The 15141-nt window shown below is 44.8% G+C and carries 19 protein-coding genes and 3 pseudogenes; 7 read left to right on the plus strand and 15 right to left on the minus strand.

Annotated features, from left to right (window positions below; genetic code table 11):
- Window positions 1–38: 38 nt before the first annotated feature.
- The 8 genes and pseudogenes from E3E24_RS08385 to E3E24_RS08420 all read right to left on the minus strand — a co-directional run bounded on the left by E3E24_RS08385 (window position 39) and on the right by E3E24_RS08420 (window position 7606).
- Window positions 39–704: a 1-deoxy-D-xylulose-5-phosphate synthase N-terminal domain-containing protein gene (locus tag E3E24_RS08385; protein WP_167887223.1), complete on the minus strand. Its 666-nt coding sequence runs from the start codon at window positions 702–704 to the stop codon at window positions 39–41.
- On the minus strand, window positions 701–1009 hold the full coding sequence (locus E3E24_RS12890) for a hypothetical protein (protein WP_167887241.1): 309 nt from the start codon (window positions 1007–1009) through the stop codon (window positions 701–703). The genes E3E24_RS08385 and E3E24_RS12890 overlap by 4 nt, the downstream gene beginning before the upstream one ends.
- A gap of 282 nt (window positions 1010–1291) precedes the next feature.
- Window positions 1292–2180 (minus strand): annotated as a pseudogene (locus E3E24_RS08395) (homoserine kinase).
- A complete protein-coding gene (locus E3E24_RS08400; protein ID WP_167887224.1) occupies window positions 2177–3211 on the minus strand; it encodes an aspartate kinase in 1035 nt (344 codons plus the stop codon). Before E3E24_RS08400 ends, E3E24_RS08395 begins: the two are co-directional and overlap by 4 nt.
- A 4-nt stretch (window positions 3212–3215) precedes the next feature.
- Window positions 3216–4241: a methionine synthase gene (locus E3E24_RS08405; RefSeq protein ID WP_167887225.1), complete on the minus strand. Its 1026-nt coding sequence runs from the start codon at window positions 4239–4241 to the stop codon at window positions 3216–3218.
- 17 nt (window positions 4242–4258) lie between these two features.
- Window positions 4259–5191 carry a 5-methyltetrahydropteroyltriglutamate--homocysteine methyltransferase gene (locus tag E3E24_RS08410; protein ID WP_167887226.1) on the minus strand — a complete coding sequence of 311 codons (933 nt, stop codon included), beginning with the start codon at window positions 5189–5191 and terminating at the stop codon, window positions 4259–4261.
- Entirely contained in the window at window positions 5188–6177 is a 990-nt protein-coding gene (locus E3E24_RS08415; protein ID WP_167887227.1) for a 5,10-methylenetetrahydrofolate reductase, read from the minus strand. The genes E3E24_RS08410 and E3E24_RS08415 overlap by 4 nt, the downstream gene beginning before the upstream one ends.
- A gap of 313 nt (window positions 6178–6490) precedes the next feature.
- Window positions 6491–7606, minus strand: a complete 1116-nt coding sequence (locus E3E24_RS08420; RefSeq protein ID WP_240912219.1) for a cystathionine gamma-synthase family protein — start codon at window positions 7604–7606, stop codon at window positions 6491–6493.
- 388 nt (window positions 7607–7994) lie between these two features.
- Here E3E24_RS08420 and E3E24_RS08425 point away from each other — a divergent pair, with 388 nt between their 5' ends.
- The gene (locus E3E24_RS08425) at window positions 7995–8429 is read left to right on the plus strand and encodes an aminoacyl-tRNA deacylase (RefSeq protein ID WP_167887228.1); all 435 of its coding nucleotides are present in this window, start codon (window positions 7995–7997) and stop codon (window positions 8427–8429) included.
- Between the two features lie 116 nt (window positions 8430–8545).
- Entirely contained in the window at window positions 8546–9187 is a 642-nt protein-coding gene (locus E3E24_RS08430) for an alanyl-tRNA editing protein (protein ID WP_167887229.1), read from the plus strand.
- A 43-nt stretch (window positions 9188–9230) separates the two neighbouring features.
- Here the strand turns inward: E3E24_RS08430 and E3E24_RS08435 are convergent.
- Window positions 9231–9859 (minus strand): annotated as a pseudogene (locus E3E24_RS08435) (IS6 family transposase); the annotation flags it as partial.
- Between the two features lie 228 nt (window positions 9860–10087).
- Here E3E24_RS08435 and E3E24_RS08440 point away from each other — a divergent pair.
- The 5 genes from E3E24_RS08440 (at window position 10088) to E3E24_RS08455 (ending at window position 11930) form a co-directional block, all read left to right on the plus strand.
- Window positions 10088–10318 (plus strand): hypothetical protein, encoded by a 231-nt coding sequence (locus E3E24_RS08440; RefSeq protein WP_346766037.1) that lies wholly within the window; start codon window positions 10088–10090, stop codon window positions 10316–10318.
- The gene (locus E3E24_RS08445) at window positions 10305–10718 is read left to right on the plus strand and encodes a type II toxin-antitoxin system VapC family toxin (protein ID WP_167887230.1); all 414 of its coding nucleotides are present in this window, start codon (window positions 10305–10307) and stop codon (window positions 10716–10718) included. The genes E3E24_RS08440 and E3E24_RS08445 overlap by 14 nt, the downstream gene beginning before the upstream one ends.
- Before the next feature lie 161 nt (window positions 10719–10879).
- On the plus strand, window positions 10880–11023 hold the full coding sequence (locus tag E3E24_RS13080; protein ID WP_346766039.1) for a hypothetical protein: 144 nt from the start codon (window positions 10880–10882) through the stop codon (window positions 11021–11023).
- Window positions 11024–11058: 35 nt separating this feature from the next.
- Window positions 11059–11685 (plus strand): DMT family transporter, encoded by a 627-nt coding sequence (locus E3E24_RS08450; RefSeq protein ID WP_346766040.1) that lies wholly within the window; start codon window positions 11059–11061, stop codon window positions 11683–11685.
- Between the two features lie 77 nt (window positions 11686–11762).
- Window positions 11763–11930, plus strand: coding sequence for a hypothetical protein (locus tag E3E24_RS08455; protein ID WP_167887231.1), 168 nt, complete (start codon window positions 11763–11765; stop codon window positions 11928–11930).
- 43 nt (window positions 11931–11973) lie between these two features.
- On the opposite strand, the gene E3E24_RS08460 is transcribed toward E3E24_RS08455, so the two are convergent.
- From E3E24_RS08460 to E3E24_RS08485, 6 genes and pseudogenes are all read right to left on the minus strand, one after another.
- Entirely contained in the window at window positions 11974–12306 is a 333-nt protein-coding gene (locus tag E3E24_RS08460; RefSeq protein ID WP_167887232.1) for a PIN domain-containing protein, read from the minus strand.
- Window positions 12294–12506: a hypothetical protein gene (locus tag E3E24_RS08465; protein WP_167887233.1), complete on the minus strand. Its 213-nt coding sequence runs from the start codon at window positions 12504–12506 to the stop codon at window positions 12294–12296. The genes E3E24_RS08460 and E3E24_RS08465 overlap by 13 nt, the downstream gene beginning before the upstream one ends.
- Before the next feature lie 137 nt (window positions 12507–12643).
- Entirely contained in the window at window positions 12644–13855 is a 1212-nt protein-coding gene (locus E3E24_RS08470) for a transposase (RefSeq protein ID WP_240912220.1), read from the minus strand.
- Window positions 13856–13932: 77 nt separating this feature from the next.
- Window positions 13933–14562: an IS607 family transposase gene (locus E3E24_RS08475; RefSeq protein ID WP_167887235.1), complete on the minus strand. Its 630-nt coding sequence runs from the start codon at window positions 14560–14562 to the stop codon at window positions 13933–13935.
- Window positions 14528–14968: a regulator gene (locus E3E24_RS08480; RefSeq protein ID WP_167887236.1), complete on the minus strand. Its 441-nt coding sequence runs from the start codon at window positions 14966–14968 to the stop codon at window positions 14528–14530. Before E3E24_RS08480 ends, E3E24_RS08475 begins: the two co-directional genes overlap by 35 nt.
- A gap of 1 nt (window position 14969) precedes the next feature.
- Window positions 14970–15141 (minus strand): annotated as a pseudogene (locus E3E24_RS08485) (TATA-box-binding protein); the annotation flags it as partial.

Here is a 15141-nt window from a genome sequence, read left to right on the forward strand (position 1 = left end):
CCCTGTGGGAACCCTCGCCGTTCACGGCGGGGAGGAGGTCAGTCCCACTTTGCTATTATCACTTTCGGCTTTCCCCTTACTTTGTCGAGCTCAAAGAGCAACTCGAGGATTTTCTCGGCTTTGTTTTCAACCTCAAACACTTCCCAGCCAAAGGAATTCCATTTCTTTGCTAAGGGTTCTTTTGACATGATCTCCTCTGTTTTTCCTGTTAATTGCTTGAAGTTCCTATCAACAATAGCTATGACATTATCAAGCTTGTAATGCGAAGAAGTCATTGCTGCTTCCCAAATTTGGCCCTCATCCAATTCCCCATCGCCTAAAATTACGTAAACGTTCTTTTCTTCGCCTTCAAGCCTTGAGGCTAGTGCTATTCCGTTGGCAACTGATAATCCCTGTCCCAACGAACCGCTTGAGACTTCAATGAAAGGCAAACCTCTGATAACGTGGCTTGGCAGTCCATCTAAATTGGCAAAGCTTTTCAGTTCTTCTTCACTTAAAAGCCCAAGCTCTGAGAGGATTACATAAAATGCCGGCGCTGAGTGTCCTTTGCTTAAGATTATTACGTCGTTTTCTCTTTTCTTTGCTATCACTGCCTTTAAAATCTCAAGGCACGTTATAGAGGAGTTGAGATGGAAGTTGTTCACTTCCGAGAGCATTTCTTTGAGCTTGTAATTTAGATCTGAGTGAACCAAGTTCCCGCTCATTCTATCACCCCAAGAATTTTTAGAACAAACTTACCATGTTTTGTCAATTCAACAGGCTTTGGATTGTTCTTTTCGCCGTAGTCAATTAAGCCGAGCTCCTTCAGGATCTTGGCATTGAGTTTTAATGTTGAGATAGGCTTCTTGGTTTCCCTGCTTATTTCCTCTAAAAGGGCATTTAGGGATCGGTGCTTTCCGTTTATGCTCCTTAGAATCAGAAGTTGGTTTTCGTTCAGAGCCCTTAAAAAGAGCTTTCTAAATACGACTAACTCGTCTCTTTTAATTTCCGGGTTTTGGGTTATAGATATTGGCGGGGCATCACCATCACCACCCTAAGGAGGGATTTACCTTATTTAAACTCTTGGGCAGGACGAGCTGTCCAAATATTAGGCGATATAACAAATGGTGACTATATGGTGCTCGGCTACAAGGATTATGGAGTAAGGTGGGTGTACTTTGTAGGTCTAAGCTTGCCTTACCATGCTATTTACAACAATAATTCCTATGAAGCAGGGTTCAAAAGCTTGACAAAAGTTCTCCCAACCAAACCCGTCGCACCAAGAACCGCAACCCTAAGCTTACCCATTATTTCACCCCCGCCGAGCTCCTTCTCCAACCTTCGTTACAAAATACTCAGCCCCGATTCCAAACCCAGCTAAAACCTCTGCAACGGCTTTTCCCACGTCATTCAGGTTTTCCCCAATGGCAAACATTGCTGGGCCTGATCCTGAAACGCTCACTCCATATGCTCCCGCATTTAGAGCAACCTCCCTAACCTTGTCAAACCACGGCATGAGCTTTTTGCGGTATGGAATTGCGAGGTAATCGTCAAGCAACCTTCCAGCCTTTTCCAAGTCTCCTTCCTTTAAGGCGAGCACGAGGGAACTGGCTAATGCAACATTCTTTACGGCATCCCTGAGCGGAACCCTTTTCGGCAGAACCTCCCTCGCAAGCCTCGTTGGAATATCAACATCAGGCATTATTACGAGCACTGGAAACTCAACGTCAAGCCTCTCAACCTCAATTGGATTGAGCGACCTTATTTAGGGTAAACCCTCCAAAGTATGCTGGAATAACATTGTCCCCATGAGCACAACCTGACGCTGCTCTTTTGCCTTCAAGGGATGCTTTGAGTATAATCTCATCCTCCTCCACTCCAAGTATCCTTGCGGCAGCTAAGGCCCCAGCAAGCGATGAAGCTCCAGACGAACCCAGACCTCCTTTTGGCTTTATTCCCTTTCTAAGCTTTATCCTGACACCTCCCTCAGCATTAACAAGCCTGAACAGTTGCTTAGCCGCTACAAGTGCAACGTTACTTCCATCGGATGGAACCTCGTAACCAGACACCTCAATCGAAAATTCATCACTTGGTTTTGCTTTAACTTCATCATAAGGCTCAGCTATGCAGAGCCCAAAAACGTCAAACCCCGGTTCGAAGTTTGCTATTGTAGCGGTAACCCTAACTTTAAGTGTTCTCACCCCCAAACCGCTATTGAAAGAGGGTCAGCCCGGTATTTGCTAAGCACAATCCTGTGAGCTGTTCTAACGGCTGATGAAGCTTTATTGGTAGGAACCTTGTAGAGTATCCACATCTCACCCTCTTCAACAACCTCATACGGTAAAGCTAGCTTTTCATTTATTATCAACAGCTTTCCCCCGCTGTGAGTTATTATGGGCATCCCTGAGCTGCTCTCCCCAATAAGAGTTCCCATGCGCCAGTTTTCTGTGCTTCCAAAGAGAATCAGAAGCTTCTCTTCTCTGGCGAGCTTCACTGCTTTGTGGTGGATAGCCTTCAGTCCGTAAAGCGAAGCTAGGAGCGCTTCTTCGTAGGAAACGAAAGGTATAAGCTTTGCATCAAGCACAATCCTTGGATCGGCTGTAAAGATGCCTTCAACGTCGCTCATTATCAGGACAAAGTGAGCTCTCAATGCCGCACCTGCTATGACAGCTGTGTAATCGCTCCCTCCCCTTCCGAGTGTCGTGATGAACCCGTTGAAACCTCCGATAAAGCCAGGAATAACTGGAATTTCGCCTTCTTCAATGAGCTCCCTAACAGGTTTGAAGAGAGCTTTTGTTTTGCCCATGTCAGCGTTTGCATCTCCGAATTTGCCGTCAGTCGCTATCACCTCCCATGGGTTTACAACAACTCCTCCAACCGCTTCAGCGAAGAGCACTGCTGACATGAGCTCCCCAAACGAGAGTATGTAGTCTCTCCTTGCCTCTTCGCTCGGAAAAGATTTGGAAAAAGCGGAGAACAGATTATCTGCAAGGTTCCTTATGCTTTCTGGACTCAATCCATACTTCTCTGCAAATATAATGTAATCCCCAACGACACCGCGGGCAATCTCAGAATTTCCGCTTCTTGCATACGAATCAAGAATATCCGTGACTCCCTTCAGCGCTGAAACTACAACAGCAACTTCCTTTTCATCGGCTAACCGTTTGGTAAAGTTCACAGCTTCCCAAAACATCTTCCTGACTGAGCTCCCACCGAACTTGACTACAAGCATGACATCACCTCAAATCCTTGAGCGTTCTGAAGGGAATCTCCGTCTTTCCTTCCCTCTCCAGCTCTCTCCTGACAATTCCAACTCCTTTAACCATGTTCACGAGCTTTTGGTAGGCTATTTTTCTGTCAAGCAGCTTTAACCCACAATCGGGGTTTATGTAGAGCCACTCAGGCTCGACGTAGCTGAAAACTTTCTTTATAGCCTTTGCAACCTCCTCAGGAGTTTCTATCCTTGGATTGTGAACGTCAACGACTCCAAACCCCAACTCTTTCCCTGAGAGCTTCTTGAGGAAATCCATATCCCTGAACTGCCTGTTTGCAAACTCAAGAGCAAACTGGGTAACATTTAAATCGTCAAAGTAGTCCGCGAGCAGGTGGTAGTTGGAGTAGCAGACGTGAAGACCAACCTTAATCTTAATCCCCTTGACGGAGCGGTTTATTGCATCAACGGCTAACTCGACCTCATCAGGGTGATTGAGCATTGCGGGTTCGTCAATCTGGATGAACTTCGCACCGGCTTCCTCGAGGAACTTGAACTCCTTGTTGAGTATCTTAGCCAAATCCATGGCAAAGCTCTCTTTGTCTGGATAATACTCGTTGAAGCTCCACTCTGCTATGGTGTATGGTCCCGTAATCGGAACCTTGACGATTTTCCTCGTTGTAACTTGACTGATGAACTTGAACTCATCCAAGACGAGATGTTGGGAATATTCAAGCTTCGATACAGCTGCTACTTTGTTGAAGTAGGCGTTTCCCCAGACTCTAACGGGTCCGTAGAAGCGGAATCCCTTGATTTTTGCCGTGAAGTGCTCTGTCATCTCAGTCCTCCACATCTCCCCGTCCCAGGGGATGTCAACGCCAGCCCTCTCGTGCTCCCTCAGCGTTGCGACGCTTGCATCTTTAACCGCCTCGAGGAAGTCCTCCTCGGGAATCCTTCCGAGCTCCCTCAGCCTGTAAACCCTCAGGAGCCACCTTGGCTTGGGATAGCTTCCTATAACGCTTGTCGGGAGTATTGGGAGTGTAACCTCCATGAGCGACCACCCCCGGTTCACTCAGCAAGCCTCTCAAGCAGCTTGAGCTTCCTCCAAGCCACGCTTTCAGGGAGGAAGTCAAGCAGAGTGTTTGGGGTTACGTAAATCGTGTCAAATCCCCTCGCAACCCTGACAAGCTTATCCTTGAGCTCATTCCTGCGCTCCATTTTCGTCTCCCTTGCATTCACAATTCCAATCCCAATTTCACCCCTAACACCGTCGGGAATTGATCCCTCAACGAGGTCAACGTTCAGAATGGCACCTTCAGGAACAACCTGAGGTGTTCCAAAGTACGTAACAACCCAGAGTCTCTTCTCCTTAGCTAAATCCTCAATTATCCTCTTAGCAACCTCCCTGCTTACCTCATCAGCTTTCTCCTTCGTAGCCCTGCTGAGCTCAGCGGCCAATGCTGGCTCTTGTAGCTCGACAATCTCAACGTCAAGCTCTCTTATAAGAGGCTTTAGAACGCTCTCGGCGTAAGCCTCAGCAAGCTCGTTTAAGCTCTTGTAGTGCTCGTTTATTGAGTGATAAGCTAAGGTAACGGGTCCCGGAAGGACGGCTTTGAGAGTGGCTTCCGGATAAACTTCCTCTTGGATTCCCTTCGCTATATTAATCCATTCCGGAATTGGATTTTCTCTGAGTGAGAGCTCACCTTTAACGATGGGGGAGCGATAGAAGAAGTTGTTCTCGTAGAACTTGAAGAGCCCGTTCACCTCAATGCCGTCAATGAACTTTATCAGCGGATTGAATATGTCATCCCAGCGGTAAAGTCCGTCGGTGATGATTTTTATACCTGCATCCGCAAGCTTTTTAAAAGCCCTCCTTGTGTGCTCCCTGTAAGCTTTTTCAATCTCTTCCTCGCTGAGTCTTCCTATATAATACTGCTCGAGCTTCTTGGCTAAGCTTACGGGTCTTGGAAGGCTCCCTATTAGAGCGGGAACAACCTTCATCTCAGCACCTCCTCAACTTTTTTATAGGCCTCTTTCCAAAGGGTGAGCCATTCATCCAAGCTATGGGAGAGAACGATTAGATTGACACCTCCAAAATCGAGCGATTTAACTTCCTCAAGGACATCCTCAAAGGAATCCCCTGTCTCAATTCCCATCCTCTCCAAGACTGGAATCAAATCCTCCTTCAGCGGATAGAGCAGGGAAACATCAACATCAGCTTCAAGCTTTGTATATTTCTTTGCTTCGCTCAATATCTCTTCTATTCTCCTCACGGCTTTCCTCGTAGCAACAACCTGCGTGAAGAAAAGTTCGGCTCCAGCTATGAGCTTTCTTGCAGCTCTCTTGCTCTCAAGCTTAACTGGGTAATTGGGGTTGAGCGTAGCTGTTATTACTGGTCTCTCGCTGAGATTAGCGTCGAGGACTTCCTTTGTAGGAAGAACTCCCGAAAAGATTAGCTTTGCCAATCGAATTAGATTTGATGAATCAAGGTCAAACACAGCTTTGCTCGGCAACATTAAGCTCGGCCAGTCTCCCGTGGTTAAGAGAACCGCTTCAAATCTGAAGAGCAGAGCTGTCTTGAGCTCTGCCGTCAGCGCTGATAAATTTCTGTCCTTAGTAGTTATGTGAGGCATCACCTCCGCGCCAAGGGCTTTGAGATGAGTTGCCAATGCTGTTGACGAAAAGTGCGGATAGCCAAGGGGATTGTCCGGAATCGTGTAGAGCGTCGCTGGAACTTCCGAGAGAATCTTGATAATATCTTCCTCTTTCATTATTGCAGCCACAGGTGTTTCAACTGCTACAGCGCTTCCCTTCTCAAGGCGTCTCAGGAAGTTTGAGTGCTTAGCCTTGGACTCTTCCTTTGGAAGCTTTTCAAGCTCAAGGAGCAAAGGATGCTCATCAAAAAGCTGACCGTCCAAAACGCTTACTCTCTCCAGTACAGGCAGCCACGGACAAGCCCTTTCGTCGACCTCACACTTTCCTCTCATAGCCGTTCTGGTTAGCCGTAACTTTTGTAAATGGTGTGAACCTCGTTACGGCTAACCTTCCACCCTCCCATCTTCATTGGGTGGCTTTCGGGGGGAACGGGAACTCCCCACATCTTCGAGCTATTGACAGTCTCCATTCGGGCTTAAAACCCCACATACCGGAGACTGCCGCACCAGTAATAATTAGCACGCCACAAGTACTTAAAACTTTCCAAAAACAAAAACACTCAAACTTTACGATAGTTACTAACTACAAAACAGCTCTCCACACGAACCGTTCATTAGCTTCTTTGGGCATCCAGGAATTATGAGCTTAACCACCCCCTAAAGCCATGTCCAAATCTTCAATGAGCTCATCCTCATCTTCCAGTCCGACCGATAGACGTATCAAGCCAGGAGTTATTCCCAAAATATTCTTTTGCTCCTCTGTCATGCTCAATGCGGCACTCTTCACCGGATAAGTTGCAAGGCTCTCAACACCTCCAAGTGATGGCGAAGGGAATATCACCCTTAAGGAAGCAAGGAATTTCTTTGCCTCATGCTCGTCCCCTACGTCAAATGCTAAGACGCCGCCAAATAACCTTCTCTCAAAAAGCCTTACGGCAAGCTCGTGGTAGGGATCTGTGCTCAAACCGGGATAGTGAACCTCCCTAACCCTTGGATGTTCACTTAAGAATTCGGCTATCGCTAAAGCTGTCCTGCTCTGTCTCTCAAACCTCAGCTCAAGGGTTTTCATCCCCCTCCTAATGAGCCAAGCTTCGATGGGTTGGATGATTCCACCTAATTTTCTCCTCCAGTGCCAGAGGGTTTCTGAAAGTTCATCGCCGTTCCATATCAAAGCACCTCCAAGAACATCGTTGTGCCCTGCTATGTATTTCGTGAGGCTCTCAATAACTATGTCCGCATGTCTGATAGCCTTGAATAGAAGGGGCGTTGTGAATGTGTTGTCTATCGCAACGAGAGCTCCAGCTTCATGGGCAGCTTTAGCAACCTCCACTGCATCTATCACTTTGAGTGTTGGATTTGTCATCACCTCGAAGAGGACAAGCCTCGTATTGGGTGTAATAGCCTCTATCAGGGATTCAGCGCTTGGATATGCAAGCTTAGCCTTAACGCCGAACTTGCCGAGCTCCTGAGCAAGTTGCAGCGTCGTTCCATATCCTTCAAGGGGGAAGACAACTTCATCGCCGCTCCTGAGCAAACCGAGATACAGAGCAGAGATCGCAGCCATCCCGCTGTTGAAAGCCAAAGCATCTCTTCCACCTTCAAGCTTCGCAATGGCTTTTTCAAGCTCCCTAACTGTCGGATTCTCCTCCCTGCTGTATTTGAGATCAAACCCTCTGTCACTAAGCTCTGCATCGCCCACCTGTCTGAAGACAACGGTTTGATATATGGGAGTGTGGAGAGGCTTCAGTTCAATCACCTCCATTAGTTTTTGAGTATAGTTCGCAGGAACTGTTTATATATTTTTCGACATATTTTTTGATAATAATTATTCCTTATAGTTATAAAACTTTAAGTAGTAATTCAAAAAGAGGCGTTTAAGAGGAGAGTTGGGATGATAAGACGAAAATAATGGGTGAATGATAAAAAGCCAGCTGGTGAGAAGTGAGCAACATTTAATGAGCGGGTGAGATAATCTGCTTTCAAGGTGTAATTGTTCTAAGGATGAATCAATTTGAAAAGCTCTTTTGGGTGAATTTTGGGAACAATTACACTCTGAAAGCCTCGCCCTTCAGGGCGGGGAGGAGGTCAGATGCTTGGTTTATCCTAGGTAGCTTTAAAAAGCTGGAAGTGTCAGTTTGTAAGGGGTTGCTATGGGGCTTGAAGAGGTTATAGAGTCTTTGGGGGGAGAGATGATTAATGTGGGGAAGCCTGTGAAGACTGTGGCTCAGGCGGTAAAGGCTACAGGGGTCTCTCCAAGGCAGATAATAAAATCCCTCGTGCTGATATCTGAAAAAGGGCCAATACTAGCAATAGTGGATGGTGAATCAAAAGTTAGCCTTGAAAAAATTAAGCAGCACTTTGGAGAAGTTAGGTTAGCCACTCCGGAAGAAGTTAAGGAGATAACCGGTTTTGAAGTAGGCGGTGTTCCCCCCGTGGGGATTAACATTAAGACAATTGTAGACCCTAAGGTTCTCGAAAATGAGTTTGTAATTGGCGGGGGCGGGAGAATAGACAAACTCTGCAAACTCAGTCCAAAAAAGATAGTCGAGTATCAGAAAGCCGAAATAATCGAGATCAGAGAATAATCACGACAACATGCCAGAAACCTAAACCTAACCCTCTGCTTATCCTGACAGTATCGGCGAGAAAGTAGATAGATTTTTAATGTTCTCTTTTTAATGTCTTTTTTAGGTGATAAATTGTGACAAGAAAGCTCTATTATGAAGATCCCTACCTAAAGGAAGCAAGAGCAAAAGTGCTTCAGATAAAGGACAGTGCCCTTCTTTTGGATCAAACGATATTTTATCCCACCGGAGGGGGCCAACCCCACGACACCGGAACCATAAATGGAGTTAGCGTTGTTGATGTCTACAAAGATGAGGAAGGAAACGTCTGGCATGTAGTCGAGAATCCAGAGGCTTTTAACGTTAGGGATGAAGTGGAGCTCAAACTGGACTGGGAGAGGAGATATAAACTGATGAGAGTCCATACAGCGTTACATCTCCTCGATCACGTTCTAGGCGAAGTTCTTGGAAAAGGAACCTGGCAACCGTACGGAAGCGGCATGAGTCCGGAAAAGGGACGTTATGACATAAGATACCCCGAGAACATTAACCAGTATAAAGAAAAGATAATTGAGCTGTTCAACAAATACGTAGATGAAGGCGGAGAAGTAAAAATCTGGTGGGAAGGAGAAACGAGACTTACCCAGATTAGAGACTTTGAAGTCCTTCCTTGCGGAGGAACCCATGTAAAAGACATTAAAGAGATCGGACACTTGAAAAAGCTCAAACGCTCGAGCATAGGGAAAGGAGCACAGAGAATAGAGATATGGCTGGAATGAACCCTTTTCTTTTTTGTCCGAATTTTGTCATGAATACATACTGTTAGAATAACTGTGGTATCATCTCCTGAAGCCATTCAATAATATCCCGGGCGGCCTGTCAAACCGAGAATGAACCCTGACAAAATTATGCCAGAAGGCAAACAGGAAAACAAACTTGTGAACCCTGTGCCAGTCCTTACTCCTGAAATTATTCCAGAAACGCTTCGTCCGCTCCTTAGCAGTCCTGAACCAGCGCTCAATACTGTTTCTCGGCCCGAAGGTTACATGAACAAAATCCACTCTTAGAGACTTAAAAGCAGACTTATACCACACGGCTTTATCAACCAGAAAAACAGGCTGATTCTCGCAGGATTTTAAAACAACCAGAATAAAGTCTCGGGCAACCCACCAGTTTCTAACAGTTGTGATCCAAACAGCCAAAACTTCTCTGCTCTCAACGTCAATTGCCACCCAGAGGAATCTTTTTCTCCCGTTGATTTTTATTACAGTCTCGTCAACTGCGATAAAATTCCTCTGTTTTTTGACTGCGAGGAGTTTTGGCTTGTAAATTGTTTCTGCGAGTTTTTGGACTGTTTCCCAGACTGTTACGTGGCTGATTCCAAGGATTCTGGCGACTTGTCTGTAGCTGAAGCCTTTCAGGTATAATTCTGCTGCTCTGATTTTCTTTTCTGATACTGTTAAGATAAACTGATAAATAATACCAAGGACTTTATCCTGACGGTATCCTTTTTGTGAAGACTGACCTCCCCCACTTTGAAGGGCGAGACTTTCGAAAGACGCTTAAATCTCCTCTATATTTCCTCAACATCTAAGTTTTGAAAATGTCTGCCAAACGTATATATCCGTATACAAAATGCTTATATATTTGTATTACAAATATGTCCTTGGGTGAATTACGTGGGGAATGTTATTAGTATTCGCGTTCCGCCAGAGATTAAGCACGAAATGGACAAGTTAAAGGGTGAAGTTAACTGGAGCGAGGAAATTAGGGAGTTCATAAAAAAGAAAATCAAAGAGTACAAAAAGAAAAAAGCCCTCCAAGAAGTTGTAGCCTACATACAAACCTTACCTACGGCACCAAAAGGAACAGCACAAAAGTTAGTGAGGGAGGATCGTGATAGTCATTGACTCTTCAGCTTTTTCAAAGTTTTTAATGAAGGAAGAAGGTTGGGAAAAAGTAGTCCCCTACCTGGACCCACGCTTAGAGCCACATGCAGTTGATATGCTGACTATTGAGACAACGAATGTGATATGGAAGTACATGAGAAAGTACAGGCTAATAACGAGGGAGCAGGCCTTAGGACTTTACGAGCAGATGACAAAGCTCGTGAGGGAGGAAGTGATAATATTAGAGCCAAGTGAGAAATATTTGCAGGAAGCTTTGAAAATTGCCATGGATTATGACCTTTCCATTTATGACAGCTTGTTTTTAGCACAAGCAAGGAGCTTGAGAACTAAATTAATCACGAGCGATAAAGGACAAGAAGAAGTAGCAAAAGAGATGGGACTAGAAGCAACATATATATAGACTGACCTCCTCCCCTCAAATGTGAGAAAAGGTTTAAAATGCTTATTCTCTGTTAAGTTTGTTTGTGTTAACTTAGGATTGGTGGAATCATGAGAGAGGAGAGGAAGGCAGAATTAATGCTAATCCTACTCACCTTCATCTGGGGATGGACATTCCCACTAATGAAAATCAGCTTAAATTACATTCCCCCAATCACATTCCTAGCCTACCGCTTCGGCCTAGCAGTACTCCTAATGCTCCTCACATTCAAAACCTCACTATTCAAGGAAACCAAAACCATACCATACCCCCCGGGCTTGTTTTAGGATTAACCCTCTTCCTCGGCCAAGGCCTCCAAACAATCGGCTTAAAATACACGACCTCATCAAACTCAGCCTTCATAACATCCCTCTATGTTGTTTTCACACCATTCATAGGATACCTACTAATAAAAGAGAAAGTTGAAATCAGGTCACTAGTTTCCCTAAGCCTAGCTTTAATTGGCCTCTACCTAATTTCTGAAATAGATTTAAACAGCATGCGGGTTAATTTTGGCGACTTCTTAACCCTCCTCTGCGCCATAGCCTTCGCCTTTCAAATAGTTTTGGTCCAAAAGTATTCGAGGGAGTTTGACCACACAGCCTTGGCTTTTTATCAAATACTTTGGGCCTTCATTTTCTACCTAGCATGCTCCCTCCTATTTGGAGAGATTAAACTCCCGAAGAATTATGTACCATGGGTTGGAATACTGTACACTAGTGTTTTCGCCACGGTAGTAGGGTTCTTGATCCAGGTGAAGTACCAGAAGAGGACAAAGGTGCAGAGGGCCGCTATTATTTATTCCGCAGAGCCCATATTTGGTCACTTGACTTCACTTGTCTTGTTAGGTGAGGTTTTGAGTGTTAGAGGTTATTTGGGGGCTTTCGTAATACTCCTCGCCATCCTCTGGCAGGAGCTGCAGGGAAAAAGTAATAGAGGAGAGAAGTAGAGAAGAGGTTAGAATAATAAAATGATGCAAGCATAAAATAATAAAAGCATACAATGATAAAATGATTTACGAGAGCGATGTGGGAGTACGCGAAGAGGCTTGAGCTTTTGGACAAGCTCTTGGAGAATTCGGAACTTACGGATGAGGATGTTAAAGAATTGGCCGAAAAAATAAAGAGAGGAATTGCAGAGAGGCATATGAAAGTTGTCGTCGATGCCAAAATCATGAGAAAAGGAAAGTCCTGAAAAGTTTCCGCAAAAATCCTATTTTTGACAATCTTGCTGTGGTTCACTCTTCAACGATCTTAACTTTTAGGTTTGAGGCTTCTGCAATGTCTGAGAAGTCTTTATCTTTCGTTATGAGTTCTTCGCTGTTGTTAATGCAAATTGACGCGATCAACAAGTCAGCAAAAGTTTTTGGTTTTCCCATTTTTAAAAGCTCTTCCTGAATCTTATAGGCCAGGAGAAAATCGTCAACGGTCGGGAATAAAACGTTTCCATAAAACTTCTTATACCTCACTATCGCTGGATATTCAACAAAAGTCACTCCCGTTATATTCTCTCTAATCTCCTCTCTTCTTTTGACTCGATCTATAATGACACTTGTGTCTAGTACAACCATTTAACTCTCTCCTTCTCCTTTTCCCTAACGTAAACGTCGTCTGAAATTTCTTCCTCAAGCTCTTCCACACCTAAAATTTCTCTCAATTTATCAATAGACATAATTCTTGGCGAAATTTCGGCTAATGCCCTATTTATAATCTCTCTAAGCTTTTTCTCATCAACCCACTCTGGAACCCTTATAGTGACAACTTTACTCAAACAATCCACCTCCAAAAATTTGTTAATGCTAAACCTTTTAAAATTTTAACTTTAAACCCCTGAGGATACTGTTAGGATAAGCCGATTGGGTAATACCAGAAACCTTATCCTAACAATATCGTTAATGCCGTTTCTCCCTACCGCTTCATTTTGTGTAGGGACGTATCACTTTGTATCAGCGGTAGGGAGTTCCACCTCAGCCATCTGGACTTTTCAATCCAGATGGCTTCACTGGTGGCAGTCGAGGCCAACGGCACGGGCCTCCCATTCACAAAAACGCCTCCAGAGCTCGGAGCATCGCTCCCATCACTCTGGAGGACTCTCAAATACAAATTCCAAACCGCAAGAACGTCCCGATGCCAGACCTCACCACCAGCACTACAAACTCCAAAACGAGAACCATTCTCGTACCTCACAACAGCATTGTGAATAGGACAAATCCTTGAAGTATTCTTTGGACTCACTTTTATCACGGGGACACCATATTCTCTAGCCTTCTCCTCAATCACCCTCTGAACACCCAAGAATGCTGACTGGTAAATCCTATGACGAAGCTGCTTGTCCCCAATCTTCTCCAACATTTTTCTCGGAACATTCTTCGGAAGCCTCTCCAAGACTATCCCAGCATTTCTCTTTCTTGCCTCCACAACAATTATCCTCGCAAGCTTTTCCCTAATGTCCCTCTTTTTACTCCCCTCACGAAGCTTTCTCAAAATCCTCCTCTTCTTCTTGTTTCTTGACCCAAGCTTTTTATCCCACTTCTCCTGAATCCTCTTCCTCCTGTAATAATAACCAAGAGTAATCTCCTTTTGCCCCGTCTCAAAAATAACCGGTGTAAAATCTATGAGTGCAGTAACGTTATCCTCATTCACATCAATTGGAATCCACGATTTTGGCTTATACTCCTCAACATTCTTGTAAAATGTCAAGTAAACAATTAACCTCCTCTCCTTCTTGTCAAGCTTTATTCTTGCTTGAGAAGCCAGCCTCCAGCCCGAATTTGCTGTTTTCCAATAATGCTTGTGCAACTCCAAGTCAACTTCAACCCAACCCTTATGCGTGGCGATTTTGATGAAAGTCAATCCAGCACGCCACAGGTGGTCATCAAGCCATATTGAAACATTCCTAACTTCAGGATACTCCTTCTCGGCGAGGCCTTTCTTTTTCCTCTTCAGAAAGCTCTTCGCCCTCAAGGCTGAATCTTGGCAGACAGTGTATGCATAATGACTCGGGAGCTGTGGATAAAGCTTCCTCAAGAAAGAGTATTTTTCAGCCTTCAGCTTTACGAAGGAAGTAACTTCATTCCGAACTGCAAACAGAACAGTCTGGAGGATCATTTCTCGATACATTCCCTCGAGCTCGGTAAATATCCTGAAAACTTTTTTCGGGAGTCTTTCGGATTTCAGCACTACTGTTTTTCTGACTTTCATTCATCCTCAACCTCTTTCAATAGCTGCTTGAAGCCTTGGACAAGCTTTTTCTTTTTGTGAGAACGCATTCCGTAAAGTTTTCCGGCAAATGAAGTTACGATTGCAATTAGATCTTCAACGAATTCTTGCTGGGCGTCTTTCTCTTCATCCCCGTGTACTGCTTCAATCGTCACGCCGAATTGAGAGAAGAAGTATTCGAGGTATTCGTAACCGAACCTCGTGAGCCTGTCCTTGTATGTTACGAGGACTACATCAACTTCTCTCTCAGAAACAAGCTTGAAGAGTTTTTGTAATCCTTTGCGTCTTGTATTCAAGCCTGAGGCGATGTCGGTAATAACTTGGACGAGCTTGTAGCCCTTGGCGGAACAGTATGTGGTGAGGTATTCAACCTGCCTCTCGAGGTCTTTCCTCTGATCCGAGCTTGAGACTCTTGCATAGATGACTGCTCTCGTTTCTTTTGATGATTTTTCACCAAGTATTTTCTTTACTTCACTCTCAGGAATCCTCCACTTGCCCGTTGGAAGCTTTACTGCCTTTATTTTACCAGAATAAATCCACCTCTTGACTGTAATGAAGCTCACGCCAAGAATTTCAGCAACCTGCCTCGGCGTGAGTAGCCTCTCCATGACACACACCTACACACAATGATACACAATGAAATTTATAAAGTTTTCTGCCCCTCTCTGCAATCTTTGACGCAACTTTTGCAAGCATTCCAACGGCTCTTGGCTCTGCCTCAATTTCAATTACACCATAGCCAAGATGCCTACCGGCATACTTCAGGTGAGGTGTCGGCTCAAGCCTCGTGAATATTTCTCTAAGCTCGGGTATCTTTAGGATCATTGTGGCCGTTTCCTTGACGACCCTTCTGTCAATGCCCAAGGCTTTCGATATTTTGGTATAGGACACTTCAATGTCCCCACACTTTATCCTCGCATCTTCTGTTACTTTAAGCCCATACCTGAGGAAAAGCCTCACCACCCGCTTCCTAGCTGGATACTCATCAAGGTGCTCCTCTATCCTCGCCCACATATTACTCCCCTATTAACTCGTACTTTTCAAGCTCGTGAAGGAGTTCCTTAACAGCCTCCCATGCGCTATGCTCACTCTTCGCACCACTGCAAACAATCCTCCCAGAACTGAAGAGGAGTATGACTGCCTTGGGCTCTTTAACACGATAAATCACTCCCGGGAATATTTCAGGC

The organism is Thermococcus sp. LS2 (assembly GCF_012027375.1).
GTDB lineage: Archaea > Methanobacteriota_B > Thermococci > Thermococcales > Thermococcaceae > Thermococcus_B.

Coding starts and splice junctions, on each gene's coding strand:
- E3E24_RS08385 (WP_167887223.1), bottom strand. CDS start 704: ATGAGCGGGAACTTGGTTCACTCAGATCTAAATTACAAGCTCAAAGAA.
- E3E24_RS08400 (WP_167887224.1), bottom strand. CDS start 3,211: ATGCTTGTAGTCAAGTTCGGTGGGAGCTCAGTCAGGAAGATGTTTTGG.
- E3E24_RS08405 (WP_167887225.1), bottom strand. CDS start 4,241: ATGGAGGTTACACTCCCAATACTCCCGACAAGCGTTATAGGAAGCTAT.
- E3E24_RS08410 (WP_167887226.1), bottom strand. CDS start 5,191: ATGAAGGTTGTTCCCGCTCTAATAGGGAGCCTTCCAAGACCCGTAAGC.
- E3E24_RS08415 (WP_167887227.1), bottom strand. CDS start 6,177: ATGAGAGGAAAGTGTGAGGTCGACGAAAGGGCTTGTCCGTGGCTGCCT.
- E3E24_RS08420 (WP_240912219.1), bottom strand. CDS start 7,606: ATGGAGGTGATTGAACTGAAGCCTCTCCACACTCCCATATATCAAACC.
- E3E24_RS08425 (WP_167887228.1), top strand. CDS start 7,995: ATGGGGCTTGAAGAGGTTATAGAGTCTTTGGGGGGAGAGATGATTAAT.
- E3E24_RS13080 (WP_346766039.1), top strand. CDS start 10,880: ATGAAAATCAGCTTAAATTACATTCCCCCAATCACATTCCTAGCCTAC.
- E3E24_RS08455 (WP_167887231.1), top strand. CDS start 11,763: ATGTGGGAGTACGCGAAGAGGCTTGAGCTTTTGGACAAGCTCTTGGAG.
- E3E24_RS08460 (WP_167887232.1), bottom strand. CDS start 12,306: ATGGTTGTACTAGACACAAGTGTCATTATAGATCGAGTCAAAAGAAGA.
- E3E24_RS08470 (WP_240912220.1), bottom strand. CDS start 13,855: ATGTATCGAGAAATGATCCTCCAGACTGTTCTGTTTGCAGTTCGGAAT.
- E3E24_RS08475 (WP_167887235.1), bottom strand. CDS start 14,562: ATGGAGAGGCTACTCACGCCGAGGCAGGTTGCTGAAATTCTTGGCGTG.
- E3E24_RS08480 (WP_167887236.1), bottom strand. CDS start 14,968: ATGTGGGCGAGGATAGAGGAGCACCTTGATGAGTATCCAGCTAGGAAG.